Genomic DNA, 25,423 nt, shown 5'->3' on the forward strand with positions numbered 1-25,423 from the left:
GGAACGTGAGGTACGTGGTGGAGCACCGCAGCGGTTCGCCGGACGCGGAGGCGGCCGAGGGCTCCGGGGTATCCGGGGCTGCGGCCGGGGGCTCCAGGGTGTCCGGGTCCGCGGCCGAAGCCTTCGAGATCCCCGGGTCCGGGGCGGAAGCTTCCGGAACCGCCAGGTCCGCGGCCGAGGGCTCCGAGGCCCCCGGGACCGGGGCCGAGACCCCCGGATCCGCCAGGTCCGCGGCCGAGGGCTCCGGGGTCCCCGGGTCCGCGGCCGAGGGCCCCGGAGTCGCCGGGTCCGACCCCGACGCCCGCTGGCTCGCCCTCCTCATGCACGCCGCGTTCTTCCTGCTGCTCGGCGCCTCGCTGACCCGGTTCCTGATGCGGCACCCCGGCGAGGACCGCACCCCGTGGATCATCGCCCTGTCGATCACCCTGGCGGTGCTGTATCTCCTCGGCCCCGTCCTCGGCTCGCGCCCCACCCCGCGCCGGCTCACCTGGCTCGCGGTGCTCGTCGTCGTCTGGATGGTGCTGGTCGTCCTGGCGCCGAGTTTCGCGTGGTGCGCGGTGCCGCTGTTCTACACCGGACTGCGGATCCTGCCGCCGCGCGCGGCCCTCGCGCTGGTCGCCCTGCTCACCGTGTTCGTCGTGGCCGCGCAACTGCGCCTGGCCGACGGGTTCGACCCGAACCTGGTCCTCGCCCCGCCCGCCGTCGCCGCCGTGGCGACCGCGGTCTTCGTCCATATGCAGCGCCAGGCGGTACGCCAGCGGGAACTGGCCGCACGCCAGCGCGAGCTGATCGACGACCTGCTGCGGACCCGGCGCGAACTGGCCGCCACCGAACGGCGCGAGGGGACCCTCGCCGAGCGCCAGCGGCTCTCCATGGAGATCCACGACACCCTCGCGCAGGGCCTGTCCAGCCAGCAGATGCTGCTCCAGGCCGCCGACCGCACCTGGAGCGCCGACCCGGACGCCGCCCGCCGCCACGTCCGTACGGCCACGGGCATCGCCGAACGCAACCTCGCCGAGGCCCGCCGCTTCGTCCACGACCTGGCCCCCGCCGATCTGGCGGAGGGCGGCGGCCTGGAGGCGGCCCTGCACGCACTGGCGGCCCGTGAGAGCGCCCAGGCGGAGGGCGCGCTCACCGTCCACTGCCATGTGGAGGGCACCCCGCACGCCCCGCTGCCGGACCGGGTGCAGTCGGCCCTGCTGCGCATCGCCCAGGGGGCCCTGGCCAATGTGCGGGAGCACTCCGGGGCGAGTGCCGCCGGGCTGACCCTGACCCACCTCGACGACCGGGTGGTCCTGGACATCGGCGACAACGGCCGGGGCTTCACCGCCGAGCCCGAGGGCGTACGCGGCGCCCGCACCGTACGCGGCCACGGGCTTCCGGCGATGCGGGCCCGGGTGCGGCAGCTCGGCGGGACGCTCACCATCGAGTCGGCGCCGGGCGAGGGCACGGTGCTCTCGGCCGAGGTTCCGCTCACCGCGGTCCCGCTCCCCACCACCACGGAGGACCCCACATGACCGGCGAGACGACCGGCGGCACGACCGGCGGGGCAAACCCGGCCCCCGGCCCCGCCGGCCCCGTACGCATCCTGCTCTGCGACGACCACGTGGTCGTCCGGGCCGGGCTGCTCGCGCTCCTCGGCAGCGAACCGGACATCGAGGTCGTCGGCGAGGCGGGCAGCGGCGAGGAGGCCGTGGTGCTCGCCGCCCGCCTCACCCCGGACGTCGTCCTCATGGACCTCCAGCTCGGCGAGGGCATCGACGGCGTCGAGGCGACCCGCCGCATCGCGGCCGACGGCACGGTCCACGTCCTGGTGCTGACCACGTACGACACCGACGCCGACATCACCCGCGCCATCGAGGCGGGGGCGACCGGCTATCTGCTGAAGGCGGAGCGCCCGGAGGAACTGTTCTCCGCGATTAGGTCCGCCGCCCAGGGCCGCACCACGCTCTCCGCCCCCGTCGCCAGCCGGGTCATGGCCCGGATGCGCAGCCCCCGCCCCAGCCTCACCGACCGTGAACGCGACATCCTGGCCCAGCTCTCCCAGGGCCTCGGCAACCGGGACATCGCCCGCGCCCTGTTCATCAGCGAGGCCACGGTCAAGACCCACCTGGGCCGCATCTACGACAAGCTCGGCGTCGACACCCGCGCGGGCGCGGTGTCGGTGGCGAAGGAGCAGCGGCTGCTGCCATAGCCGCCGGGTCTGCCTGCCCTGTCAGCCGCCGTCGAACACCGCCTCGGCGGTCACCGCCCTCCGTCTCACGGGCCGGGGTGGTTCCCGGACCCGCCCCGGTGCGTTGAGCCCTCGTGCGGCGAACCGACCATGAGCCGGACGCCAGGGGCCCATCCGCATATGCGTACGGCAAACCCCGACCACTTCACCCGTTCGTGGCGGCCCGCCCCGAACCGGCATGACACCATCGATCCGTGCTCGACATCGGCTACTCCCTCTCCCGCCGCTTCCCCGATCCCCCGCAGACCGACTACCGCCGCGCGGACGTCCGGGCGCTGCGGCACGATCTGTTCTCCGGCGACGTCTACCTCGCGGACACGAAGGCGGACCGCGAGCTGTCCACAGCCTGGGGATGGGTGCCGGTGCTCGACTTCGCGTGGGCGCTGTGCGACATCGTCGAGCAGATCGACCAGGACCCGCGCGGCAACCGCTCGCACCGGCGGCAGTACGCGGAGCTGGACTTCACCGAGTCCTCGGACGTCATGATCTTCGAGCGGCGCTTCGGCTGGGTCGACGTCGAGGCGGACTGGATGCCCGGCGACGAGCCGCCGCTCACCTTCAGCCACTCCCTCCTGCGCCGCGAGGCCCGCGACTTCCTGCACGACCTGATCGCCGACCTGGCCGATCTGCACGACGGCCTCGCCGACAACCCCGTGATCTGGGACCTCCAGGCCCGCTTCCCCCGCATGTGAGACGTGCGGACGGCGGCCGCCCTCACGCCTCCACCCGCACCCCGATCTGCGCCGCGAACGCGGGAGCCAGCTCCATCAGCTGCACCGGGGTGATCACCGCGCCCGCCAGCCGGTCCACGCCCCGGGCGATGTCCAGCTCGGCCACCGTGCGCAGGTCCACCGACTCCATGCGGGCGCTGCTGAAGTCCGCCCGCTTCAGCACGCAGTCCCGGAACTCGACCCGGACCAGGTGCGCGTCCCCGAAGTCCGGCTCGGACAGCACGCAGCCCTCGAAGACGACGTCCTTCAGCCGGGCCTTGCGGAGATTCAGGTAGTCGATCTTGCCGCCCCGCACCACCACCCGCTCCAGCACCGCACCGTGCAGCTGCACCCCGCCCAGGCGGGCGTCCACCACCTCCACGTCCCGCAGCGACGCCTCCGAGAGGTCCGTGCCCACGCCCCGTACGCCCGTCAGCACCGCGTCGATGAAGCGGGCCCGCGCCAGCTCCGCCCGGTCCAGGGCGCAGCCGTCCAGGGCGCAGTCCATGAACCGGGCTCCCCGGCCCGAGGCGTCCGTCAGGTCCACCCCGTCGAACCGCACCCCGTCGTAGTCCCCGTCGGGCTCCAGGCCGTCCCCGTCCCACGGAACGAGCGGGGGCAGCCGCACCTCCGGACGCCGCGCCGCCGTCACGCCCGTGGTGCTCTTCTTCCTGCCGCTCGCTGCCATGCCCCCATCGTGACGCACACCACTGACAACGCCCCGCCGCCGATGTCACGGGCCGCCGCCCCCGATCCGTCGCATCATCAAAGAAGCGAAGGAGATCCAGCCATGGGACTCATGGGAAACCCGGGACACATCCACGTCGTCGGCGGCGGCCTCGCCGGACTCACCGCCGCGATCACCGCCGCCGAATCCGGTGCGCGCGTCACCGTGCACGAAGGCCACCGCGGCCTCGGCGGCCGGGCCAGGACGGCGGAGGGCCCGTACCGCACCAACGAGGGGCCGCACGCCGTGTACCACCGCGGGCCGTTCGGCACCTGGCTGGCCCGGCGGGATCTGCTCGGCCCCGTCGTCTCCGTACCGCCCCTCGACGGGCTCCGCTTCCGCTTCCGGCGGGCGGGAGCCCTCCGCGCGCTGCCGCCCGCCGCCCTGCTGAGGCTCTCCCGCCGGGACCCCCGCACCGCCCCGGTGGACGGCACCTTCCGGGAGTGGGCCACCGGTCAGGTCGGCGAGGAGGGGGCCCGGGCCGCCGCGAACTTCGCCGCCGCCGCGCTCTTCCACCACGACCCCGGCGCGCTCTCGGCACGGTTCGTCCAGGAGCGCTTCCGACGGCTGACCTCGCTCCCGCCCGAGGCCCGTTACCCGGTCGGCGGCTGGGCCCGGCTCGTCGAGCGGATGGCCGCGCACGCCCGGGGGCTCGGGGTCGTGGTCGAGACGGGCGCCCGCGTCGACACCCGGACGCTCGGCGAGCTGGCCCGTACCGGTCCGGTGATCGTCGCCACCTCCCTCGACTCCGCCCGCTCCCTGCTCGACGACGCCTCCCTCACCTGGGAGAGCGGCCGCACCGTCCTGGTGGACCTGGCGGTACGCACCCGGCGCGGCGACGCGTTCATCGTGTCGGACCTGGACGCGCCCGGCTGGCTGGAGCGGTTCACCGCCCAGGACCCCTCGCTCGCCCCGGCCGGCGAACAGCTGCTCCAGGGCCAGTTCGCGATCGGCCCCGACGCCCGGCGGGCGGAGGGCGTCGCCCGCGCCGAGGCCCTCCTCGGCCTCGGCTTCCCCGGCTGGCGGGAGCGCACCACCTGGCGCGCGGAGGCCCTCGCCGACGGCCGCACCGGAGCCGTCGACCGCCCCGGCACCACCTGGCGGGACCGGCCCTCCGTGGTCCGGGGCGACGGCGTCTTCCTGGCGGGCGACCAGGTCGCCGCCCCCGGACTCCTCAGCGAGGTCTCCTTCACCAGCGGCCTCGAAGCCGCGATGCTCGCCGTGCAGGCCGCCGGACTGCGTTCCGGATCCGGGGTTGACCTCAACCAAACCTGAGGTACGAGGGTGGGGCACGGCCCGCCCCGGCGGTGGGCCGGACCGCCAGGACCACGACCCCGGGGAGCCCTTCATGCACGTCGTACGCCTTCACACCTTCGGCCCCGCCGAGAACCTGGTGTACGAGCGGGCCGAGGATCACGTGCCCGGCCCCGGCCAGGTCCGTATCGCCGTGGCCGCGGCCGGTGTGCACCTGCTGGACACGGTCCTGCGGGAAGGGGAGGCGGGCCCTTTCCCGGCCCCCGTCGCCCTGCCCACCGTCCCCGGCCGCGAGGTCGCCGGGACCGTCGAGTCGGTGGGCGAGGGCACGGACCCCGGATGGCTCGGCAAGCACGTCGTCGCCCACCTCGGCACGGCGCCCGGCGGGTACGCCGAACTCGCCGTCACCGGGGCCGACCGGCTCCACGAGATCCCCGAGGAGCTCGACGCCGCCGCGGCCGTCGCCATGATCGGCACCGGCCGCACCACCCTCGGCATCCTCGGGTTCACCCCGCTCGGCCCGGACTCCGTGGTCGTCGTCACCGCGGCGGCGGGCGGCATCGGCACACTGATCGTCCAGTACGCCAAGAACGCGGGCGCCACCGTGATCGCCCTGGCCGGGGGCCCGGCGAAGGTGGCGCGGGCGACGGGGAACGGGGCCGGCCTCGCCCTCGACTACACCCGCCCCGACTGGCCGCTCCGGGCCAGGGAGTATCTCGACGCGGCCGGTCTGCGGGCCACCGTCGTCTACGACTCCGTCGGCGGGACCACCGCCCGCGCCGCCGTCGGTCTCCTCGGCCCCGGCGGGCAGCACGTCGTCTACGGCTGGTCCGGCGAGGGGCTCCGCGACGGGGAACCCCTCACCTTCACCGCCGCCGAACTGGCCGAACGCTCCATCACGTCCACGTCCGTCCTCGGGCCGAAGATGATCGAGCGGGGAGGCGGCCTGCGCGCCCTGGAGACCCGCGCCCTCGCCGAGGCGGCGGCCGGCCGGCTGCGCCCCGCCGTCCAGCGCTTCCCGCTCGCCGAGGCCGCCGCCGCACACCGCGCGCTGGAGACCCGGGGCACGATGGGCAAGGTGGTCCTGGAGCCGTAACGGCCCGGGGCCTCGGCAAGACACCCCCTAGGTGTGTAGTCCCGGGACGTTGGTGACACGCGTGCTGGGTTCTTGATATGGGTGAGGGCCTCCGGGTTCGGTGTGGATTGCGACATCTCCACCGAGATCAGGAGGCCCTCGTGGTCCACCGTAATGCCCCGCTGACCGAGACCGGGAGACTCCGCCTGGCCCGCTGCGTCGTCGAGGACGGATGGCCCGTACGGCGGGCGGCCGAGCGTTTCCAGGTCAGCCACACCACCGCCGCCCGCTGGGCGAGCCGCTACCGGCAGCTCGGCGTCACCGGAATGAGCGACCGCTCCAGCCGCCCGCACCACCAGCCCCGCAGGACCACGGTCACCGTCGAGGAACAGGTACTCCGGCTGCGACGCGAGCACCGGATCGGGCCGCTACGACTGGCCGCCCGATGCAACATCGCCGCCTCGACCGCCCACCGCATCCTGGTCCGGCACGGCCTGCCGCCACTGGCCGCCCTGGACCGGGCCACCGGCGAGCCCGTCCGCCGCTACGAACGCGCCCGACCCGGCGAACTGGTCCACATCGACGTCAAGAAGCTCGGCCGGATCCCCGACGGCGGCGGCCACAGGACTCTCGGCCGGGCCGACGGCCACCGCAGCCGGACCAACGGCGCCGGCTGGGCCTACCTGCACACCGCCCTCGACGACCACACCCGCATCGCCTATACCGAGGACCTGCCCGACGAGACCGCCCCGACCTGCGCAGGCTTCCTCGTCCGGGCCACGGCCCACTTCGCGTCCCTGGGCATCCGGATCGAACGGGTCCTGACCGACAACGCCTGGGCCTACAGCAAGAACACCTGGCGAAACACCTGCCGCGACCTGGACATCAGCCCCCGCTGGACCAGGCCCTGGCGACCCCAGACCAACGGCAAGGTCGAACGCTTCCACCGCACCCTGCTCGACGAATGGGCCTACCAGAAGCCCTACACCTCAGACCACGAACGCAGGGAAGCGTTCACCCACTGGCTGCACTGGTACAACTACCACCGACCCCACACCGGCATCGGCGGCCAAACACCCGCCAGCCGCGGCACCAACCTCTCCGAACAGCACACCTAGGGGGTGCCGCCACCCCCGAGGCTCGCCAACGCCCCGTCCGTCAGCCGGTACACCGTCCACTCGTCCTGCGGCCGGGCGCCCAGCGACTCGTAGAACGCGATGGACGGGGCGTTCCAGTCGAGCACCGACCACTCCAGCCGCTCGTACCCGCGCTCCACACAGATCCGTGCCAGCTCCGCCAGCAGCGCCTTGCCGTGGCCGCCGCCGCGCCGCTCGGGGCGGACGTACAGGTCCTCCAGGTAGATGCCGTGCACACCGCGCCAGGTGGAGAAGTTGAGGAACCTCAGGGCGAACCCGATGACCTCGCCGCTGCCGTCGTCGGCCGCCGCCACATGCGCGTACGCGGCGGGCCGGTCGCCGAACAGGGCCTCGGCCAACTGCGCCTCGGAGGCGACGACCTCGTCGAGGGCCTTCTCGTACGCGGCGAGTTCACGCACGAGGGCGTGCAGGACGGGAATGTCGTCGGGGGTGGCGATACGAATCATGGGCGCAGCGTAGACAGCCCGCCGCCCCTCTCACCGCCCCAGCAGCCGCCGCGCGATCTCCGCGTGGTCGGGGGCGAGCCGGACCTCCCCCTCCTCGGCCCCCCACAGCCCGTTCTGGAGCACCCGGCCCAGCGTCCAGGCCCGCGCCCGCTCCCGGTCCCGCTCCAGGCCCAGGGCCTCGGTCAACGCGTCGAACCGCCACACCACCTCGTCCGCGTCGAAGAGGTTGTCCAGCGCCGGGAACAGCTCGAAGCCCGGGTCCCCCGCCAGCGGCTTCGGGTCGAGGGCGATCCACTCCCCCGACCGCCCCGCGTCCGCGCGCCCGGCCAGGATGTTGTCGTAGTGCAGGTCCCAGTGCAGCAGCCGGTCCCCCGGCTCGCCCGCGACCTCCCGTACCGCCGCCGCGCAGTCGGCGAGCAGCCGCCGGTCCGCCGCGTCGGCCAGCAGGCCCACCCGCTCCGGCGCCTCCGCGAGCATCCGCTCCGCCACCCCGCCCAGCGTGCGCAGCCCCTCGGGCGCGGGCACCGCCACCAGCCGGGCCAGCACCGAGCCGAGGACCTTCACCGCCTCCCGCACATCGGCCTCGCCGGACAACGGCCGCCGCTCGTCGAGCCGTTCCAGCAGCAGCGCACCGCTCTCCGGGTCGTGGCCGAGCAGCTTTACCGCCCCCGCTCCCGCCGCCGACCAGGCCCGCAGGGCGACCGGTTCGCCCGCCGTCTCCTCGTCCACCATCTGGAGCTTCAACGCGGCGGGCCGCCCGTCCGCCTCCCGCACCACCGGCAGGACCAGGGCGCACATCCCGTACATCGACGGGCCGTCCGGCCGCAGCCCCCACCGCTCCAGCAGCCGCGCGGCGAGGTCCGGCAGCCCGGCGACGAAGGCCCGCCCGGCCGCTCCGTTGAAGGCGGACTGGGTGGCGGCCAACTCGGGCGGGATCTCGATCACGCGACCGATCCTAGGGAGGCGCAGGTCTCGGGAAGGAGTGATTTTCGGGGACCGGAAGGGGACCGGAAAGGGCGAGGAGACGAAACGGCCCCGCGCGCAGTAACGTCCCGCCACACGTACGCTCGGCATCTCACCGGACAGGGACACCAGGGGCATCATGAGCACCGTCAGTACCGTCGTCGGCGGCATATCGTTCTGGTACGCGCAGGAGGGGACCCCCGCCCCGCGCGAACCGCTCCCCGGCGACACGAGCGTCGACGTCTGCATCGTCGGCGGCGGCTACACCGGCCTCTGGACGGCGTACTACCTGAAGAAGGCCGTCCCCTTCCTCAACATCACCGTCCTGGAGGCCAAGTTCTGCGGTTACGGGGCCTCCGGCCGTAACGGCGGCTGGCTGTACAACGGCATCGCGGGCCGCGACCGGTACGCCAAGCTGCACGGCCACGAGGCCGCCGTACGGCTCCAGAAGGCGATGAACGAGACCGTCGGCGAGGTCGTCAGGACCGCCGCCGAGGAGAAGATCGACGCGGACATCCACCAGGGCGGCGTCCTGGAGGTGGCCCACACCCCGGCCCAGCTCGCCCGCCTCAAGGACTTCCACAGCGTCGAGATCGCCTTCGGGGAGACCGACCGGATCCTGCGCGGAGCGCGCGAGACCGCCGAGCGCGTCCATGTGACCGGGGCCGTCGGCTCCACCTGGACCCCGCACGGCGCCCGGCTGCACCCGGCGAAGCTGGTCAAGGGCCTCGCGGACGCCGTGGAGGCGCTCGGAGTCACCCTCCACGAGTCGACCCCGGTCACCGAGATCAAGCCGAAGCACGCCGTCACCCCGTACGGCACGGTCCGCGCCCCGTACGTCCTGCGCTGCACCGAGGGCTTCACCGCGAGCCTCAAGGGCCAGAAGCGCACCTGGCTCCCGATGAACTCCTCCATGATCGTCACCGAGCCGCTGCCCGCCCGGATCTGGGACGCGATCGGCTGGGAGGGCCGCGAGACCCTCGGCGACATGGCCCACGCCTACTTCTACGCCCAGCGCACCGCCGACGACCGCATCGCGCTCGGCGGCCGCGGCTACCCGTACCGCTTCGGCTCGGCCACCGACAACGACGGCCGCACCCAGGCCTCCACCGTCACCGCCCTGCGCGAGCTCATGGTCCGGCTCTTCCCCGTCACGGCGGGCGTCCACGTCGACCACGCCTGGTCGGGCGTCCTCGGTGTGCCGCGCGACTGGTGCGCCACCGTCACGCTCGACCGCTCCACGGGCCTCGGATACGCGGGCGGTTACGTCGGCTCGGGCGTCGCCACCGCCAACCTCGCCGCCCGCACCCTGCGCGACCTGATCCAGCAGGACTCCGGCCAGGCGGGGCCCACCGAGCTCACCGCCCTGCCGTGGGTGAACCACAAGGTCCGCCGCTGGGAGCCCGAACCCTTCCGCTGGCTCGGCGTCCACGGCATGTACGCGGCCTACCGCGCCGCCGACCGCCGCGAGACAACCTCGCCGCGCCCCGGGACCGACCCCATCGCGAAGGCGGCGGACCGGATCGCGGGCCGCCACTGAGGCCGGGCTACGACGCGGGGCGCTCCGCCACCAGCACACCGACCTTGTCGATGCGGTGCTCGGGGTTGCCGAATTCATCGCGCCAGAAGTTCCCGGCCGCGTCGTCCTCGGGGGTCGCGCAGGTGGAGAGCGTGATCATCGCCCGGGCCGGCTCCTCCCCCGGCTTCCCCGGCACCTCGGCCCGCTGCTCGGCGAGCGAGCGCTCGCTGCGGAAGGAGGTCTGCCGGGTGGCGGTGATCTCGTAGGTGTAGCGGGTGCCGTCCTCCGTCACGTACACGGAATCGCCCTGCTCCAGCTCCGGCAGGTCGCGCAGCACCCCTCCGGCGCTCAACCGGTGGGCGGTGACGAGGTAGTTGCCGACATCGCCCGGCCCGACCCCGCCCTCCTCCCCGTACGGGCTGGCCGCGACGCCCCGGTCCTGGATCCGGCTGCCGGGGCGGTCGTCGGTGGTCCCCTCGTACGGCACGACGTCCAGGTCCTCGACGCCGATGGCGGGGACGGCGAGGACGGCGACCTCGGCACGCGGGTCCGTGCGGTCGGCGGGGGCAGCGGCGGCGGTACCCGCGCCGACGGTCAGCAGCACGGCGGCACCGGCGCAGGCCGAGGCCCTGAGGAACGTAAGGGCACGAAGGCGGTGGCGGCGCATGAGCTTCCCCATCCAGAACCGGATCAGTGCCTCCGGTCCCTGTACTTCCAGTACACCAGGACACCGCCGGGAGCGCCCGGGGATCAGTCGCGGGGCCAGGGCCGTCCGTCGAGCCGTTCGATCGAGAGGTTCAGCCGGCTGAGGGAGGCGGCGAGCTGCTCAGCCTCCTCCGGGGTCCAGTCGGCGAGGACCTTGGCGAGGCCCGCCACGTTCCTGCTCCGGTCGCTGTCGAGGCGGCGTTCGCCCTCCTCGGTGATGGCGAACTTGCGGGCGATCCCGCCGTCGGGGTCCGGGATGCGCTCGACGACCCCGGCCCGCAGCATCGCGGCGGTCTGCCGGTTGAGCGTGGAGGCGTCCAGCCGGAAGGCGTCGCCGAGCTGGCCGATGGACATGGGTCCCTCGACCTGGATCCGGCTGAGCAGGATGTAGGCGGATCGGTCGAGCTGCCAGTCCACCCGCGGGGTGACCATGTGCATGTACCGGCCGAGCAGCATCGTCTCGCGTTCGATCCGGCCGATGGGCTTGTCCACGTGCTCTTCCTCCGTTGACCAGGTCTCACGATAGATGTGCATAATGCACATGCTATGCATGATGCATATCCCCTGTATCGTGCGTCGTCGAACACCGCATGCGCGTCGACCCGCCCGGAAGGGCAAGAGGGAGCAGTACCCGTGGAGAGTTCACCCCCCGCACCCCGCCCGGGAGGCGCGATCGGCATCCTCGCCTTCGCCGGGATCGTCGCGGCACTCACGCAGACCCTGGTGGTGCCGCTGATCGCGGAGCTGCCGAAGCTGTTCGACACCACCGCGTCCAACGCCTCCTGGGTCATCACCGCCACCCTGCTCGCCGCCGCGGTGGCCACTCCCGTCGCCGGCCGGCTCGGCGACATGTACGGCAAGCGGCACATGCTGCTGCTCTCGCTCGTCCCGCTGGTCCTCGGCTCGGTGGTCTGCGCCCTGTCCTCCGCCGTGGTCCCGATGATCGCCGGACGCGGCCTCCAGGGCCTCGGCATGGGGGTGGTCCCGCTCGGTATCAGCCTGCTGCGCGACGTGGTCCCGGCCGAGAAGCTCGGCCCGTCCATCGCGATCATGAGCGCCTCGATGGGCGTGGGCGGTGCGCTGGGCCTGCCGTTCGCCGCCGCCATCGCGGAGAACACCAGCTGGCGGGTGCTGTTCTGGGTGGTCGCCGTGCTGGCTCTCGCGGTCGGCGCGCTGATACTCGCCCTGGTCCCCGGTGACCGTCCGGCCGCCCGGTCCGGACGGTTCGATCTGCCCGGGGCCGTCGGCCTCGGCACCGCCCTGATCTGCCTGCTGCTCGCCGTGTCCAAGGGTGCCGACTGGGGCTGGGGCAGCGCCACCACGCTCTCCCTGTTCGCCGCCGTCCTGGTGCTGCTGCCCGCCTGGGGCTGGTGGGAGCTGCGGCTGACCGACCCGCTGGTCGACCTGCGCGTCACGGCTCGCCCCCAGGTCCTCATGACGAACACCGCCTCGATCCTGGTCGGGTTCGCGATGTACGCCCAGTCCCTCGTCGTGCCCCAGCTGCTCCAGCTGCCCGAAGCCACCGGGTACGGCCTGGGGCAGTCGATGCTCGCGATGGGCCTGTGGATGGCTCCGGCGGGCCTGATGATGATGGCGATGTCCCCGGTCGGCGCGAAGCTGTCCGCCGCCAAGGGCCCGAAGGTCACCCTGGCCGTCGGCAGCCTGCTCATCGCGGCCGGCTACGGCCTGTCCGTACCGCTGATCGGCGCGGACTCCCCGTGGAGCCTGCTGGTCGTCACCCTCGTCTGCAACTCCGGCGTCGGCTTCGCGTACGGGGCGATGCCCGCGCTCATCATGGGCGCGGTGCCCCAGTCCGAGACCGCGTCGGCGAACAGCTTCAACTCCCTGATGCGCTCGATCGGCACGTCCTTCGCGGCGGCGGTGATCGGCGTGGTCCTGGCCCGGATGACCACGGACTTCGGCGGCTTCGCGCTGGCCTCCCAGGACGGTTTCCGCGTCGCGATGCTGATCGGCTGCGGGGTCGGCCTCGCCGCCGCGGTCGTCGCCGCCCTCATCCCCGAACGCCCGGCGACCGCGCTCCTTCCGCCCGCCGCCGCGACCGGACCGGCGGGGACGCGGGAAGCCTCGGAGGTTTCGCAGACCAAGGCCTGAGCGGTACGCGTACGAGTACGAATACGGACTGCGGCCCGGGGTCCGGCGGTTCACCCGCCGGGCCCCGGGCCCCGGACCGCGTTTCGTACGTACGGCGCCGATACGGGCGTACGTCAGCGGCCCAGCCGCAGCAGCCGCCCCGACCTCGCCGTGGCCACCAGCTCCTCGACGGTGGCGAGCTTCACCCGGGGCCGGCCGTCGCGCCGCCCCCGGTCCCGCTCGGCGCGGTCGATCGCGGCCAGGCCGCGGGCGTCCACGACCCGGCGGTTGCGCTGCCGCGCCAGGCGCCGGAACGCCTTGGCGTCGCCCGTCGGCGCGGGCAGCTCCCCGGCGACCGCGTCGGCCAGGAGCGTGCCGACCGTCTCGGCGGCGCAGGTGCGGTTGGCGCCGATCCCGCCGGACGGACCCCGCTTGATCCAGCCGACCACATAGCTGCCGGGCACCCCGGCCACCCGGCCGCCCTCGTGCGGAACGGTGCCCGAGGTCTCGTCGAACGGCAGCCCGGGGACCGGGAGTCCGCGGTACCCGATGGCCCGCAGCAACAGCCCGGCGGCCAGGTCGGCCGTGCCGCCGCCGTCACCGTCCCCGCCGCCGTCCGTGACGCGTACGGAGTGCACGCCGTCGCCCTCGCCCCGGATCTCCACGACCTCGGAGTGGAAGCGGAGCACGATGCGGCGCTCACCGCCCGTGGGGGACGCGGCGTCCGTCCGCACCCGGGCGAGCCCCTTGAGCGCCCCGGCCCGGTCGCCCGCCCCGGCCGCGTCGATCGCGGCCGCCGTCCGCAGGTCGTGGCCGTCCACCACCAGCTCCACGCCCGGCACATGCTTCAGCGCGAGGAGTTCGGAGCGGGTGTACGCGGCGTCCTCGGGACCCCGCCGCCCCAGCACCACCACTTCCCGGACCCGGCTCGCGCGCAGCGCGTCCAGGGCGTGGGCGGCGATGTCGGTGGCCGCGAGGGCCTCCGGGTCGGCGACCAGGATCCGGGCGACGTCGAGGGCGACATTGCCGTTGCCGACCACGACGACCCGCTCGGCGGAGAGGTCGACGCCCTGCGCGACGGCCTCCGGGTGGGCGTTGTACCAGGCGACGAACGCGGTGGCCGACAGGCAGCCGGGCGTCTCCTCCCCCGGCACCCCGAGCCGCCGGTCCGTGGAGGCGCCGACCGCGTAGACCACCGCGTCGTGGTGGGCCGACAGCTCCTCGGCCGTGACGTCCCGGCCCACCTCGATCCCCAGGTGCATCCGGACCCGGGGATGGGAGTGGAAGCGGGAGAAGGTGTCGCCGACCTTCTTCGTCGCGGGGTGGTCGGGGGCCACCCCGTACCGGACGAGCCCGCCCGCCACCGGCAGCCGGTCGATCAGCGTCACCTCGGCGGCGGTGTGCAGCAGCAGGTCCTGCGCCGCGTACATCCCTGCGGGTCCGGTGCCGACGACGGCCACCCGCAGCGGCCCGAAGTCGGAGGGCAGGTTCCGCTCGAAGACCGGCTCGCCCCAGGCGTGGAAGTTGGGCCCGTCGACCTCCGCCGCGAGCGGTTCGGCACCTTCGTAGTAGGCGGCGTTGATGTCCGCGTACTCCCGCTGCCCGGCGGACAGCGAGTCCACCGGGAAGATCGCGTCCACCGGGCAGGCGTCCGCGCAGGCCCCGCAGTCGATGCACGCCCGCGGGTCGATGTGCAGCATCTCCGTGGAGCCGAAGGCGCGTTCCTCCGGCGTCGGGTGGATGCAGTTGACCGGGCACACGGCCACACAGGTGGCGTCGTTGCAGCAGGTCTGGGTGATGGCGTAGGTCATGGCCCCGGCTCAGATCAGGTTCGCGCGCTTGTAGAACGCGAGGGCGGGCTTGGTGAGCAGACGGGCGGAGGCCAGGAAGTCCATCAGCCCCGAACAGCTCGACCGCATCATCGACTTGTGGTGCGCATTGCTCTTCGCGGCGGCCAGCGCCCGCCGCTTGTCGAGGCCGGCCTTCCGGTAGACCTCCGGGTTCACCATGCTGGTCACGATGAAGTACGAGGCGACGGCGACGACGAACGCGTTGATCTGCCGCCGCGCCCACCCCGCGCCCTCCAGCCGCTTGAGGGTCTCGTCCCGGGCGAACTTCATGTGCCGGGACTCCTCCACGACGTGGATGTTGTTGATGGTGCGGACGAACGGCACGACCCGCTCGTCGCGCATCCAGTCCCGCTGCATCACGTCGAGGACCTCCTCGGCGACCAGGATCGCCGCGTACGCCGCCTCACCGAACGCCAGCGTCTTGAACGCCCGGCCCAGCTCCATCACCGCCCGGCGCGGCCGGTAGTGGGGCGCGCCCAGCTTCTGCGCGCCGCGCGCGAACATGATCGAGTGGCGGCACTCCTCGGCTATCTCGGTGAGCGCCCACTGGAACTCCGCGCCCGCCGGGTTCTTCATGTAGATGTCCCGCAGCACCATCTGCTGGAGGATCATCTCGAACCAGATCCCGGTGCTGGCGACCGAAGCCGCCTCCTGCCGGGTCAGCTCCTTGCGCTGCGCGTCGGTCAACTCGCCCCAGTAGGCGGTGCCGTAGAGACTGCTCCACTCCGGGCTCGCGCCGTGGAACTCCTTGTCCAGCGGCGTCTCCCAGTCCACCTCGGTGGCCGGGTCGTACGCCAGCTGCGCGGCCGAGTCGAGCAGCCGCCGCGCGACGTCGTCACCCTCGGGACTTTCCTGGACCTTCGACGGAACGGTGCTGCCGGCCATGCTGCGGCTCCTTGGGTCGAGTGCGGTGATCCTTGATCGTGGTGAGCTGCGGACGACGACGTCCCTGCCGTACGGGGCGGCCGCGCCGGACCTGACACCGGCCGGACACCCACCCGCTTGTTAGACGCAAGGTATAACAAGGAGCCCGGGCCGCCTACCCCTCGGTCAAAATCGGCCCGGGACCTCACCACATCTCCTCACCCCGCAAGGCTCCTTCGCGCCAACTACCGGGGATCCTGGGCGAACTTCGCGGTCGCCCAGAAGTAGCCGAGGACCACGAGGCCGAGGCTCCAGCCGACGGCCAGCCAGCCGTTGTGGCCGATCTCGGTGCCGAGCAGCAGGCCGCGCAGGGTCTCGATCGCCGGGGTGAAGGGCTGGTACTCGGCGATCGGCCGGAACCAGCCCGGCATCGTCTCCACCGGGATGAAGGCGCTGGACAGCATCGGGAGCAGGACCATCGGCAGGGCGTTGTTGCTGGCCGCCTCCGCGTTCGGGCTGACCAGGCCCATGCCGACGGCGACCCAGGTGAGGGCGGCGGAGAAGAGCACGAGCAGCCCGAACGCGGCCAGCCACTCCAGGACCGTGGCGTCCGTGGACCGGAAGCCGATGGCCACCCCGACCGCACCGACCACGACCACGCTCAGCACGCTCTGCAGCACGCTGCCGACGACATGCCCGACGAGCACCGAGCTGCGGTGGATCGCCATGGTGCGGAAGCGGGCGATGATCCCCTCGGTCATGTCGTTGGAGACGGACACCGCGGTCCCGACCACCGTGGAGCCGATGGTCAGCAGGAGCAGCCCCGGCACGATGTAGGCGATGTAAGCGGAGCGGTCGGCCCCCGCGCCGCCGATGCCGGCGCTCATCACGTCGCCGAAGATGTAGACGAAAAGCAGCAGGAGCATGACAGGCGTGAGGAGCAGGTTGAGGGTGAGGGAGGGGTAGCGCCGGGCGTGCAGGAGGTTGCGGCGCAGCATGGTGGTGGTGTCGCGGGCGGCGAGGGCGAGCGAACTCATCGGGCGTTCTCCTTGGGCTGGTTGTGCTGGGCCGGGACGGTGGAGGCGGTGAGGGCGAAGAACACGTCGTCGAGGTCGGGGGTGTGGACGGTGAGTTCGTCGGCTTCGACACCGGCCGAGTCCAGCCAGTCCAGGATGGAGCGCAGTTCGCGCTGGCTGCCGTCGCTGGGGATCTGCAGCGACAGCGCCTCGTCGTCGCGGACGGCCTCGCGCAGGGCGGAGGCGGCGGACCGGTAGGCGCCCGGGTCGGTGAAGCGGAGCTTGACGTGCCCGCCCGGGACGATCCGCTTGAGCTCTTCGGCGGTGCCCTCGGCGGCGATCTTCCCGCCGTGGAGGACGGCGATACGGTCGGCCAGCTCGTCGGCCTCCTCCAGGTACTGGGTCGTGAGGAAGACCGTCACACCGTCGGCGACCAGCTCGCGGACGATGCCCCACATGGTGTGGCGGGAGCGCGGGTCGAGCCCGGTGGTCGGCTCGTCGAGGAAGATGATCCGCGGCCCGCCGACCAGAGTCATGGCGATGTCGAGGCGGCGCTTCATGCCCCCGGAGTAGCCCGCGGCGGGCTTCTTGGCGGCGTCCACCAGGTCGAAGCGTTCGAGCAGTTCGGCGGTGACGCGTCGCCCCTCACGCTTGGACAGGTGGTGCAGGTCGGCCATCAGCAGCATGTTCTCCTCGCCGGTGATCAGCCCGTCGACGGCGGAGAACTGACCCGTGACACCGATCGCGGCACGCACGGCCTGCGGATCGGCGGCCGGATCGTGGCCGCCGACGCTCAGTTCACCGGCGTCGGCGGTGATGAGGGTGGAGAGGATCTTGACGGCGGTGGTCTTGCCCGCACCGTTCGGGCCGAGCAGGGCGAAGACCGTGCCCTGCGGCACCGAAAGGTCGATACCGTCCAGGACGGCCTTGTCACCGTAGGACTTGCGCAGTCCGGTGGCGGTGATCGCCTGCGTCGCGGCCTGGGCGGCACGCGGCGCGGAGGCCCGGGTGACAGTCATGCTGGTTCCCTTTCGCGAGGGGTGGGTCTAGCGGGGTGGGGCGGGGCGGGCACTTGCCGGGCGGTGTTGAGAGGCCGAGCCGGCCCGAGTTGGGCTGCCGGGGTGGCGAGGGCGAGTCGGCCGGTGCAGGCCGGGGTGGGCTGCCGGGCGGTACGGGGCGTATCGGGGTGGGCTGCCGGGCGGTACGAGACCGGGCGGGGCCGGGCGGTACGGGCCTGACCGGGCCGCCTCCGGCCTGACCTGGGCCGCCTCCGGCCTGACCTGGGCCGCCTTCGGCCTGGCCGGGCGGCCTCGGCCCGGCCCCCGAGGCCCCCGGGGCCCCGGCGCGGGGTCAGGCGCGGCGGACGATGATGTCGCCGGCCCCGCTCCGGGCGTGCACCTCGACGGTCTCGTCGGAGTCCTCGGGACCGGCGGCGGCGCCGAGCGCGTTGCGTACGGTGCCGAACTTGGGGTTCAGGTCGAGCCAGGCGGCCGTGCCCTCGTGGATGCCCACTTCCAGGTCGCCGACCGACGTCCGCAGAGCGATCCGCCCACGGATCACGTCGCCGACCCGGATGCGGCCGTTGGAGGAGGTCGCCTCCACCCCGGCGTGGGCGACGCCGATCTCGATCCGGCCGTTGGCGGACTTGGCGACGACGTCGCCGTACGCGACGCCCACGGAGACGTCGCCGTTGGCCGCGTTGACCTTCAGCTCCCCGCCGACCTCGTCGATCTCGGTCGTACCGTTGCCGTTCTTGACGACCGCCGCTCCGGCGACCGAGCCGATCTCGACCCGTCCCGAGCCGACGGCCTCGGCGTTTCCGGTGGAGCGTGCCAGCCGGATGTCGCCGTGGTCGGTGGTGAGCTCGGCGCGGGCCGCCTCGTCCACCTGGAGATCGCCGAGCGAGGTCTTCAGCCGTACCTCGCCGAGGGGGCCCTCGCAGAAGAAGCCGCCCAGGGCGGAGGTGCCCCGCACGTCGGACCCGGCGGGCAGTTCGATGCTCACCACGACGGAGCCCGGCTTGCCGAACAGGGTCCGCTTCTTCGGGGTCTTGACGGTGAGGCGACCGCCCGAGCAGGAGACCTGGGTCTGCTGCACGGCACGTACGTCGTCCTGGTCGGCTCCGTTGCCCGGCAGCACCTCGACGACCGTGTCGGTGCGCTTGCCGGCGGTGATACGGGCGGTGCCGGCGTCCAGCTCGACGACGGCGGAGACCGGCTCGGGGGTATCGAAAGAAGGCATGGCTGTCCCGTCCTCTTGGCTCGGTGAGTTGATGAGCGATCGATTGCGCCGGCCGGATCGGCGATCCGCCGGTGAAAAGGTGAGAGGGAGCCGGGGCTCCTGGTCGCTAGCGGACCCAGCCGGTGAAGCCGCGACCGCCCGAGTCCTTGCCCCGGCCCGGTGCGCTGGCGCGCGCCCCGCCGTCGAGGGCGACGGACACGGCCCGTACGAGCCAGGCGTTGACCGACAGGCCCTCCGCCGCCGCCGCACCCTCGGCGCGGCCCTTGAGGTGGGCGGGGAGGCGGAGGTTGATCCGCACCATGGTCCCGTCGTCGGCCTCCGCGGCGGGCGGCGCGGCCACGACGGGCGCCGCGACCGGCTCCCGCGCCTCCCGCACCGGCTCGGGCGCCGGCGGCGGTGTCACCACGAACTCGGGATCGAGCCCGCGCAGCCGCACGTCGACCGAGCCGGGAGCCAGCTCCCGGGTGACGTCGCTCATCGCCGCGGAGAGCACGTTGAGCAGGGTCAGCCGGGCGGCGGACTCCAGGGGAGCACTGAGCCGCTCGGCGAGGGCGCGGGCTTCGTCACCGCTGGCATCCGCGGCGACGGCGAGTTCCCGCCGGAGATGGTCGACGTAGGGGGTGAGGTCCATGACGCCATCATGGCACATAAGTGGCACCACGTCGAGCCAACCTGGCACCGCGCTCCACAAAACCCATCCGACCTGCAAGAACGCAACGAGAAGACAGGCGGTGGCACCATCAGAACCATCACGAGGGCCAGAGATGGCACCACTTCGACGCCAGATAACACGCCCGGCGTGCCACCTCGGCACAACCCGCCCCACCCACCAGGAAGGTTTGCCAACGGGGACCGCGAGGGTGGATGGTTGCCTGACGGCAACATTCCCGACCGGATGAGGTGAGGAGTTCGCCCAGCGGGCTCTCCCCGATGTGACGTCAATCCCGCAGGTCCCCACGGCCCGCGCGGCCGAGCCCCTCGAAGCCGCGGCGTGGAATACGGCTCCGTATCCCGCGCTGATGCTGGACGACCTGGGCGCGGTCCGCCTCTACAACGACGCCGCGAAGGCCCTGATACCTCGGCTGCGCCGGGGCCGCCCCCTGTCCGAAGCCGGGATCGACTGGCTGGACCAGGGGCACCGTCGACGCGTCGCCGGACCGATGGACGACGCGCCGCCGAGCGGCACCATCGGCGACCGCGACTTCGCCGCACACCCGAGCGACCACACCGACGGAACGGTCGTCTGGTGGCTGGTCGACGACACCGACCACCGCCTCGCCCGCCAGGCGCTGCGGACGGAGCGGCAGCGCAGCGCGTTCCTCGGCGAGGCGTCCAACGCGCTGCTGTCGTCGCTGAACCTCGAACGGTGCATGGACGTCACCGCGGAGCTGGCGGCACAGCACCTCGCCGACGCGGCCCTCGTCATCACACCGCGCACCGGGAAGAGGTACCCGGTGGTGACCTGCCTGCGCGACGGACAGCCCCACTCCGCCATACGGCTGGAGGACCCGGAGGAGGTGCCCGGGCTCGCCGAGGCGCTCCAGGGTTTCCCCCCGGTCCCGTCACGCTGGATCGACCCCGCCTCCGCCCCCGCCTGGCTGGAGCCCGAGGGATTCGGCCCGATCGGCTCGATCGTCGTGACACCGCTGCCCGGCCACGGCGTCCCCGCCGGGGCCCTCGTCCTGCTGCGCCGGGACGCGTCGGCCGCCTTCAGCAGCGAGGAGGAGGTCTTCGCCCGGATCTTCGCCGCCCGGGCCGGTGCCGCCATGTCGGCCGCCCGCCTCTACGCGGAGCAGTCCTCCCTGGCCCACACCCTGATGCAGGACCTGATGCCGCCGGTGCTGCGCCGGGTGGCCGGGGTGGAATTCGCGGGCGGCTACCGGCCGTCGAAGAACAACGAGCGCGTCGGCGGGGACTTCTACGACGTGCACCCGGCCGCCGACGAAGCGGAAGCCTCCCTCGCCGTGCTGGGCGACGTGTGCGGCAAGGGACTGGAAGCCGCCGTGCTGACCGGGAAGATCCGCAACACGCTGCACGCCCTGCTGCCCCTGGCCGACGACCACCAGCGGATGATCAACCTGCTGAACGGGGCGCTGCTCAGCTCGCACCACACCCGCTTCGCCTCCCTCGTCCTGGTCTCCACCCTGCGCAAGGCCGGATCCGTACACCTGGCGGTGACCAGCGCCGGCCACCCCGCACCCCTCGTCGTACGCAACGACGGCACCGTGGAACCGGTCCCCTCCCGGGGCACGGTCGTCGGCGTCCTCCCGAACGCCGCCGCGACCACGAGCCGTACGGCCCTGGCGCCCGGCGAGTTCTGCCTGCTCTACACGGACGGCATCACCGAGGCCAGAGGCGGCCCGCTCGGCGACGAGATGTTCGGCGAATCCCGGCTGACCGAGGCGCTCTCCCACTGCGCGGGCATGCCGGCGGAGGCCGTCGTGGAACACGTGCAGATGCTCGCCTCCCAGTGGACCGGCGACCGGGCCCACGACGACATGGCCGTCATGGCCATCGCGGCACCCCGCTCGCACCACCTCAGCGCGGTGGACGGCCACACCCGGGGCAGGTTCACCGCATGACGCTCGCTCCCCCGCTCACCCCCGCACCCTGGATCGAACAGCTGTGGCAGTCCGTGACGGAGGGCGACGAGTACGCCGCCACCGAGCTCGTCCTGCGCGCGCTCGACGAGGGCTGGGAGCCGGAGAGCATCCTGCTCGACCTGATCGCCCCGGTCCAGGGCAGAGTCGGCGAGGAATGGGCCGCCAACCGCTTCACCGTGGCCCAGGAGCACGCGGCCACCGCGATCAACGACCGCGCCATCGCCGCCCTGTCGCACCGCACCCGCACCCGGCCCGCGGGGCAGCCCAGACGACTGGCCGTGGCCTGCGTGGACGGCGAGTGGCACGCCCTGCCCGCACGCCTGGTCGCGGAAGTGTTCCGACTGCGCGGCTGGCACGTGGACTACCTCGGCGCCCAAGTGCCCACCCACCACCTGATCTCCCACATCCACCGCACCGGCCCGGAGGCCGTGGCCCTCTCCAGCTCCATCGCGACCCACCTGCCGGCCGCGCACGCGGCCATCACCGCGGTACAGGCCACCGGAACCCCCGTCATGGTCGGCGGAGCCGCCTTCGGCGACGGGGGACAGTACGCGGCCCTGCTCGGCGCGGACCTGTGGGCCCCCGACGCCCGGACCGCGGCCGCCCGCCTCCACGAAGGCCCCCTCCCCCGGCCCGCGTCGCCGCACCAGCCCGTCGACGACCTCCCCCACCTGTCCGACCAGGAGTACACCCTGGTCACCCGCACCCGCCCGGCACTCGTGCGCACGGTCATGGCAGGCCTGGCGGAACGGTTCCCCCCGATGCGGGACTACAGCCGCGCCCAGCACGACCGCACCGCCGAGGACATCGCCCACATCGTCCACTTCCTGGCCACAGCCCTCTACCTCGACCGGGCCGACCTGTTCACCGGGTTCCTGGCCTGGACGGCACGCATCCTGGACGCGCGCGGCGTGCCCGCCCACTCACTCGTCCCGGCGCTGGACCTCCTGCGCACCGAGCTCAAGGACTTCCCCCGCACCACCCGCATGATCGACCAGGCGACGGACCACCTGACCGGTGCAGGCCCCGTCCACCGCACCGACACCAGGAACCCCGCATGATGCCGCCCTACGGGTCCGCCCCGTCCCCCTTCACCCTGACACCCGCCCCCACCCCGAGCACCAGGAGCGTCCGGGTACGGGCGGAGGGCTACCTGGACTACGACACCTGCGACGACTTCCTGGTCAAGGCCACCCGGTACCTCGACCAGATCCCCGCCCCGGACGTACTGCACCTGGACTGCTCCGGAATCGACGGCCTCGACTCCATGGGCCTGGCCGCCCTCCTGATGCTCCACCGCCGCTGCACGGCCGCCCGCGTGACCCTGAACCTGGAACGCCTCCACCCCACGGTCGACCGGATCCTGCGCCTCACCGGCACCCTGGAACACCTCGTCCCCGGCAGCACGAAGAGCGGAGCGACCACCCGCCCCGGAAACCATGGAAGGCCCTCACCCGGGCTCGACGGCGACGCCTGACCCCCACCCGTACCGCTACAACGGCGTACGCAAGAAGAACGCGGACGTGCCGGTCACCGTGAACAGCCGCTCCACCACCGGCTGAAGAGCCCCCGCCAGAACGAGACGGGCGTCCCTGGCCCGGTGGACACGCTGCGCATCCAGCAGCAGGTGGAGCAACGAGGAGTCGGCGAACTCCAGACCGGAGAGGTCGAGCCAGGTCTCCGACGTGGCCGCCAGACACTCGTGGTCCAGGGCCTGTTCCAGCGCCCAGGTGCACCGCCACTCCATGCCGCCCACCACCGTGACCAATGCCCTGCCGTCGGACAGCGCCACCGAAACCGACAGCTCACCACCGTCCGAAGACGCGGCCCGCCTGTACCACACGGTCCCCGAGCCACCCTGCTCGTCGGCCGTCGTGCTGCTGCTCATCGCTCTTTCCTCGGTATCCGGGTGACGGGCGTGTACCCCCCGGCTGAACGATCAAGCACGCGCTTCGACACCACCGCCCGCCCGCGCCTCACTCCAGCCGCAGGGACACCACGATCGTCTTGCCCGGTCCGTCACCGGCCGTCCACGGCCTGATCCGCGCCTCGGCGGACAACCGCCGCACCAGCGACCAGCCGAAGCCACCCGGGACCAGCGGATCATGGGCGGCACTCTCCGGCAGCACCTCACTGTGATCGGCCACCTCCAGCCACAGATGCCCGTCCTCGACACCCGCGGCGAACTCACGCAGCCCGCCGCCGTGACGGTCCGCGTTGGAGATCAGCTCGGAGACGACCAACAACGCGTCGTTGACGCACCTCTCACCGGCCACACCGGCCAGCAGCCGGCTCACCTCCGCCCGCGCGTCCCGGGCCTTCAGAGGAGCGGCGATCCGCACGGAACGCTTCTCCGGCCCCGGACGCCGTACGCCGACGGCCTCGGGATCGAACTCCGGAAGGCGAGAACCCTCGTCCGCGGGAGAGAACTCCGGAAGACGGGAGCCCCCGTCCGTCAGCTCGGACATCGGCCACCTCGCCCTCTCCGTACAGAATCGTGCTCGCCCGGTCAACGGGGTCTGACCCTCCCCGGTACCCGCTCCGCGTCTCAAAATACCTACCGGTCCGGCCGGACCGGCCGGACCCCGCTCCCGCGGCGAAGGCCGACACGCGATTCCTGCCGGACGCCGCACGGAGTCACCGCCTCACGCCGCGTCCCCGGCACCCGTGACGGTGAACGCCTCATAGGTGCCCGTCTCCCGCAGCAGGCGCTCCACCGCAGGAGCGAGCGGCCCCCGGACCTCCAGCCGCCCCCCGGCAGCGGTCTGCGCCCGCTGCGCGGACAGCAGGAAGTGCAGCAGCACCGAGTCGCCGAAGAGAAGCCGCGACACATCGACGATCAGGACCGGGGACGAACCCTCCACCACCACCGTGAGCGCCTGCTCCAGGACCTCCACATCGTCCTGGTCGCACTCGCCCGAGATGACCAGCGTGGTACACCCGGGGGCGACCCGGGTGTCGAGCTGCAACGACGGAACCATGCCCGCATTCTGTCAGCCCCCCGAAGGACGCCTCCCACCCCCACCCGGCGGACGCACCGGAGAGCCGCCCCCTTCGAAGCCGCCGCTCCGCCCATACTGAAGCCCCCTTCACGCCCGCCCCCGGGAGCCCGGAATGACCGAACCGGACGCCTACCTCGCCCTCTGCACGCACACCCACCTGTTCCCGGGCGCGCGCTGCCGCCTCCAGGGCCTGCCCCACCCGGCCGCCTTCGCAGCGACCCCGGAGCCGACCGAGGTACACCTCCGCTTCTCCGACGGAACGGCCACCGCGGCAGAACTCCACCCCGACACCCCGACCGGCCCGACCCTCACGGTCGCCGCCTACACCACCGCGGCCGGCACCCACATCGACGACAGCACCTGGACCGTCAAGGGGATCGCACAGAAGCAGGACGAGGTGGAACTGACCATCGGCACCCCCAACCGCGCCTGAACACCCGCGCCACGCCGGCCCCGCCCGATACCACCCGGCGTGGGCCCAGCGCCCCCGGCTGGACTGCAGCCGATGCATGCTCGCGGCGATCTCGAACTGCGGATCGGAAGCGGGGGCGAGCCGGGTACTGGCCAGATCCGCGTCATTGAAGTGGATGCGGAGCATGTGGTTCCCCCACAAGGAGTCGGTCCTCGCCCGCGACCGTAGGGAAACGCGATGAGAGTCTGATGGGCGCCCCATAAACGAGCCTGCGCCGCCCACGGCGGACGAACGGAAGAAGCCCAGGTCGGAGGAGATCTGACCTGGGCTTCATGCTGAGCCCCCTGTCGGATTCGAACCGACGACCTGTGTATTACAAGTACACCGCTCTGGGCCGGACTGAGCTAAGGAGGCAGGGACGCACGCCGCAGACGTGCGTCAAGACGCCACAACTCTACACAGCCCCGCTCCCCCACGGGCATGCATATCGGGCAGTCGTAACCTCCCACTCACCTGTTCGTTGAACGCACTGCAGTGCCATCCGAATATCGGACA

At 72.8% G+C, this 25,423-nt stretch carries 26 protein-coding genes, 1 tRNA gene and 1 pseudogene; 12 read left to right on the plus strand and 16 right to left on the minus strand.

The window, feature by feature from the left end; genetic code table 11:
• Positions 1-14: 14 nt before the first annotated feature.
• From WQO_RS15380 to WQO_RS15390, 3 genes are all read left to right on the plus strand, one after another.
• A complete protein-coding gene (locus WQO_RS15380) occupies positions 15-1,517 on the plus strand; it encodes a sensor histidine kinase (protein WP_058953997.1) in 1,503 nt (500 codons plus the stop codon).
• A complete protein-coding gene (locus WQO_RS15385; RefSeq protein WP_010063676.1) occupies positions 1,514-2,194 on the plus strand; it encodes a response regulator in 681 nt (226 codons plus the stop codon). The genes WQO_RS15380 and WQO_RS15385 overlap by 4 nt, the downstream gene beginning before the upstream one ends.
• A gap of 233 nt (positions 2,195-2,427) precedes the next feature.
• Positions 2,428-2,925 carry a hypothetical protein gene (locus tag WQO_RS15390; protein WP_010063675.1) on the plus strand — a complete coding sequence of 166 codons (498 nt, stop codon included), beginning with the start codon at positions 2,428-2,430 and terminating at the stop codon, positions 2,923-2,925.
• Positions 2,926-2,947: 22 nt separating this feature from the next.
• On the opposite strand, the gene WQO_RS15395 is transcribed toward WQO_RS15390, so the two are convergent.
• Positions 2,948-3,631 carry a pentapeptide repeat-containing protein gene (locus WQO_RS15395; RefSeq protein WP_193407197.1) on the minus strand — a complete coding sequence of 228 codons (684 nt, stop codon included), beginning with the start codon at positions 3,629-3,631 and terminating at the stop codon, positions 2,948-2,950.
• Positions 3,632-3,733: 102 nt separating this feature from the next.
• Here WQO_RS15395 and WQO_RS15400 point away from each other — a divergent pair, with 102 nt between their 5' ends.
• The 3 genes from WQO_RS15400 (at position 3,734) to WQO_RS15410 (ending at position 7,117) form a co-directional block, all read left to right on the plus strand.
• Entirely contained in the window at positions 3,734-4,945 is a 1,212-nt protein-coding gene (locus WQO_RS15400) for an NAD(P)-binding protein (protein ID WP_010063673.1), read from the plus strand.
• A 73-nt stretch (positions 4,946-5,018) separates the two neighbouring features.
• On the plus strand, positions 5,019-6,020 hold the full coding sequence (locus WQO_RS15405; RefSeq protein ID WP_010063671.1) for a zinc-binding dehydrogenase: 1,002 nt from the start codon (positions 5,019-5,021) through the stop codon (positions 6,018-6,020).
• Between the two features lie 140 nt (positions 6,021-6,160).
• The gene (locus WQO_RS15410; RefSeq protein WP_058953910.1) at positions 6,161-7,117 is read left to right on the plus strand and encodes an IS481 family transposase; all 957 of its coding nucleotides are present in this window, start codon (positions 6,161-6,163) and stop codon (positions 7,115-7,117) included.
• On the opposite strand, the gene WQO_RS15415 is transcribed toward WQO_RS15410, so the two are convergent.
• Together WQO_RS15415 and WQO_RS15420 are read right to left on the minus strand one after the other, a co-directional pair.
• The gene (locus WQO_RS15415; protein ID WP_010056734.1) at positions 7,114-7,602 is read right to left on the minus strand and encodes a GNAT family N-acetyltransferase; all 489 of its coding nucleotides are present in this window, start codon (positions 7,600-7,602) and stop codon (positions 7,114-7,116) included. The genes WQO_RS15410 and WQO_RS15415 overlap by 4 nt on opposite strands.
• Before the next feature lie 30 nt (positions 7,603-7,632).
• The gene (locus tag WQO_RS15420; RefSeq protein ID WP_382796553.1) at positions 7,633-8,556 is read right to left on the minus strand and encodes an aminoglycoside phosphotransferase family protein; all 924 of its coding nucleotides are present in this window, start codon (positions 8,554-8,556) and stop codon (positions 7,633-7,635) included.
• A gap of 148 nt (positions 8,557-8,704) precedes the next feature.
• Between WQO_RS15420 and WQO_RS15425 the strand changes: the two genes are divergently transcribed.
• Positions 8,705-10,105 (plus strand): NAD(P)/FAD-dependent oxidoreductase, encoded by a 1,401-nt coding sequence (locus WQO_RS15425; RefSeq protein ID WP_010056731.1) that lies wholly within the window; start codon positions 8,705-8,707, stop codon positions 10,103-10,105.
• Positions 10,106-10,112: 7 nt separating this feature from the next.
• On the opposite strand, the gene WQO_RS15430 is transcribed toward WQO_RS15425, so the two are convergent.
• On the minus strand, positions 10,113-10,751 hold the full coding sequence (locus WQO_RS15430; RefSeq protein WP_032747576.1) for a class E sortase: 639 nt from the start codon (positions 10,749-10,751) through the stop codon (positions 10,113-10,115).
• A gap of 83 nt (positions 10,752-10,834) precedes the next feature.
• Entirely contained in the window at positions 10,835-11,281 is a 447-nt protein-coding gene (locus WQO_RS15435; RefSeq protein WP_010056729.1) for a MarR family winged helix-turn-helix transcriptional regulator, read from the minus strand.
• 141 nt (positions 11,282-11,422) lie between these two features.
• On the opposite strand from WQO_RS15435, the gene WQO_RS15440 reads away from it, so the two are divergent.
• A complete protein-coding gene (locus WQO_RS15440) occupies positions 11,423-12,901 on the plus strand; it encodes an MFS transporter (protein ID WP_010056728.1) in 1,479 nt (492 codons plus the stop codon).
• A gap of 113 nt (positions 12,902-13,014) precedes the next feature.
• Here WQO_RS15440 and WQO_RS15445 read toward each other — a convergent pair whose 3' ends face one another.
• The 6 genes from WQO_RS15445 to WQO_RS15470 all read right to left on the minus strand — a co-directional run bounded on the left by WQO_RS15445 (position 13,015) and on the right by WQO_RS15470 (position 19,482).
• The gene (locus tag WQO_RS15445; protein ID WP_010056727.1) at positions 13,015-14,691 is read right to left on the minus strand and encodes an FAD-dependent oxidoreductase; all 1,677 of its coding nucleotides are present in this window, start codon (positions 14,689-14,691) and stop codon (positions 13,015-13,017) included.
• Positions 14,692-14,700: 9 nt separating this feature from the next.
• A complete protein-coding gene (locus WQO_RS15450) occupies positions 14,701-15,615 on the minus strand; it encodes an AurF N-oxygenase family protein (protein WP_010056726.1) in 915 nt (304 codons plus the stop codon).
• A gap of 224 nt (positions 15,616-15,839) precedes the next feature.
• A complete protein-coding gene (locus WQO_RS15455) occupies positions 15,840-16,631 on the minus strand; it encodes an ABC transporter permease (protein WP_010056725.1) in 792 nt (263 codons plus the stop codon).
• Positions 16,628-17,629 (minus strand): ATP-binding cassette domain-containing protein, encoded by a 1,002-nt coding sequence (locus tag WQO_RS15460; RefSeq protein WP_058953998.1) that lies wholly within the window; start codon positions 17,627-17,629, stop codon positions 16,628-16,630. Before WQO_RS15460 ends, WQO_RS15455 begins: the two co-directional genes overlap by 4 nt.
• A 331-nt stretch (positions 17,630-17,960) precedes the next feature.
• Positions 17,961-18,851 carry a DUF4097 family beta strand repeat-containing protein gene (locus WQO_RS15465; RefSeq protein ID WP_010063531.1) on the minus strand — a complete coding sequence of 297 codons (891 nt, stop codon included), beginning with the start codon at positions 18,849-18,851 and terminating at the stop codon, positions 17,961-17,963.
• A 106-nt stretch (positions 18,852-18,957) separates the two neighbouring features.
• Complete coding sequence (locus WQO_RS15470) at positions 18,958-19,482, minus strand: toxin-antitoxin system HicB family antitoxin (RefSeq protein ID WP_010063532.1); 525 nt, start codon at positions 19,480-19,482, stop codon at positions 18,958-18,960.
• A 388-nt stretch (positions 19,483-19,870) separates the two neighbouring features.
• Here WQO_RS15470 and WQO_RS15475 point away from each other — a divergent pair, with 388 nt between their 5' ends.
• Genes WQO_RS15475 through WQO_RS15485 form a run of 3 tightly spaced genes read left to right on the plus strand, consistent with a single transcriptional unit; the run spans position 19,871 to position 22,931 of the window.
• The gene (locus tag WQO_RS15475; protein WP_010063533.1) at positions 19,871-21,433 is read left to right on the plus strand and encodes a PP2C family protein-serine/threonine phosphatase; all 1,563 of its coding nucleotides are present in this window, start codon (positions 19,871-19,873) and stop codon (positions 21,431-21,433) included.
• Positions 21,430-22,515, plus strand: coding sequence for a cobalamin B12-binding domain-containing protein (locus tag WQO_RS15480; RefSeq protein ID WP_010063535.1), 1,086 nt, complete (start codon positions 21,430-21,432; stop codon positions 22,513-22,515). Before WQO_RS15475 ends, WQO_RS15480 begins: the two co-directional genes overlap by 4 nt.
• Positions 22,512-22,931, plus strand: coding sequence for an STAS domain-containing protein (locus tag WQO_RS15485; RefSeq protein WP_073825403.1), 420 nt, complete (start codon positions 22,512-22,514; stop codon positions 22,929-22,931). Before WQO_RS15480 ends, WQO_RS15485 begins: the two co-directional genes overlap by 4 nt.
• A 15-nt stretch (positions 22,932-22,946) precedes the next feature.
• On the opposite strand, the gene WQO_RS36780 is transcribed toward WQO_RS15485, so the two are convergent.
• The 3 genes from WQO_RS36780 to WQO_RS15500 form a co-directional block, all read right to left on the minus strand.
• Positions 22,947-23,342: an STAS domain-containing protein gene (locus WQO_RS36780; protein ID WP_010063537.1), complete on the minus strand. Its 396-nt coding sequence runs from the start codon at positions 23,340-23,342 to the stop codon at positions 22,947-22,949.
• 88 nt (positions 23,343-23,430) lie between these two features.
• Entirely contained in the window at positions 23,431-23,922 is a 492-nt protein-coding gene (locus WQO_RS15495) for an ATP-binding protein (protein WP_010063538.1), read from the minus strand.
• A 177-nt stretch (positions 23,923-24,099) separates the two neighbouring features.
• On the minus strand, positions 24,100-24,435 hold the full coding sequence (locus WQO_RS15500) for an STAS domain-containing protein (RefSeq protein WP_010063539.1): 336 nt from the start codon (positions 24,433-24,435) through the stop codon (positions 24,100-24,102).
• Between the two features lie 133 nt (positions 24,436-24,568).
• On the opposite strand from WQO_RS15500, the gene WQO_RS15505 reads away from it, so the two are divergent.
• Positions 24,569-24,889: a hypothetical protein gene (locus tag WQO_RS15505; RefSeq protein WP_010063540.1), complete on the plus strand. Its 321-nt coding sequence runs from the start codon at positions 24,569-24,571 to the stop codon at positions 24,887-24,889.
• Positions 24,890-24,913: 24 nt separating this feature from the next.
• Here WQO_RS15505 and WQO_RS36785 read toward each other — a convergent pair.
• A pseudogene (locus WQO_RS36785) lies at positions 24,914-25,054 on the minus strand (ArsR family transcriptional regulator); the annotation flags it as partial.
• A gap of 152 nt (positions 25,055-25,206) precedes the next feature.
• Positions 25,207-25,282 (minus strand) — tRNA-Thr (locus WQO_RS15510).
• Between the last annotated feature and the right edge of the window lie 141 nt (positions 25,283-25,423).

The sequence above is a fragment of the Streptomyces globisporus C-1027 genome (genome assembly GCF_000261345.2).
In the GTDB taxonomy this organism is placed as follows: domain Bacteria; phylum Actinomycetota; class Actinomycetes; order Streptomycetales; family Streptomycetaceae; genus Streptomyces; species Streptomyces pakalii.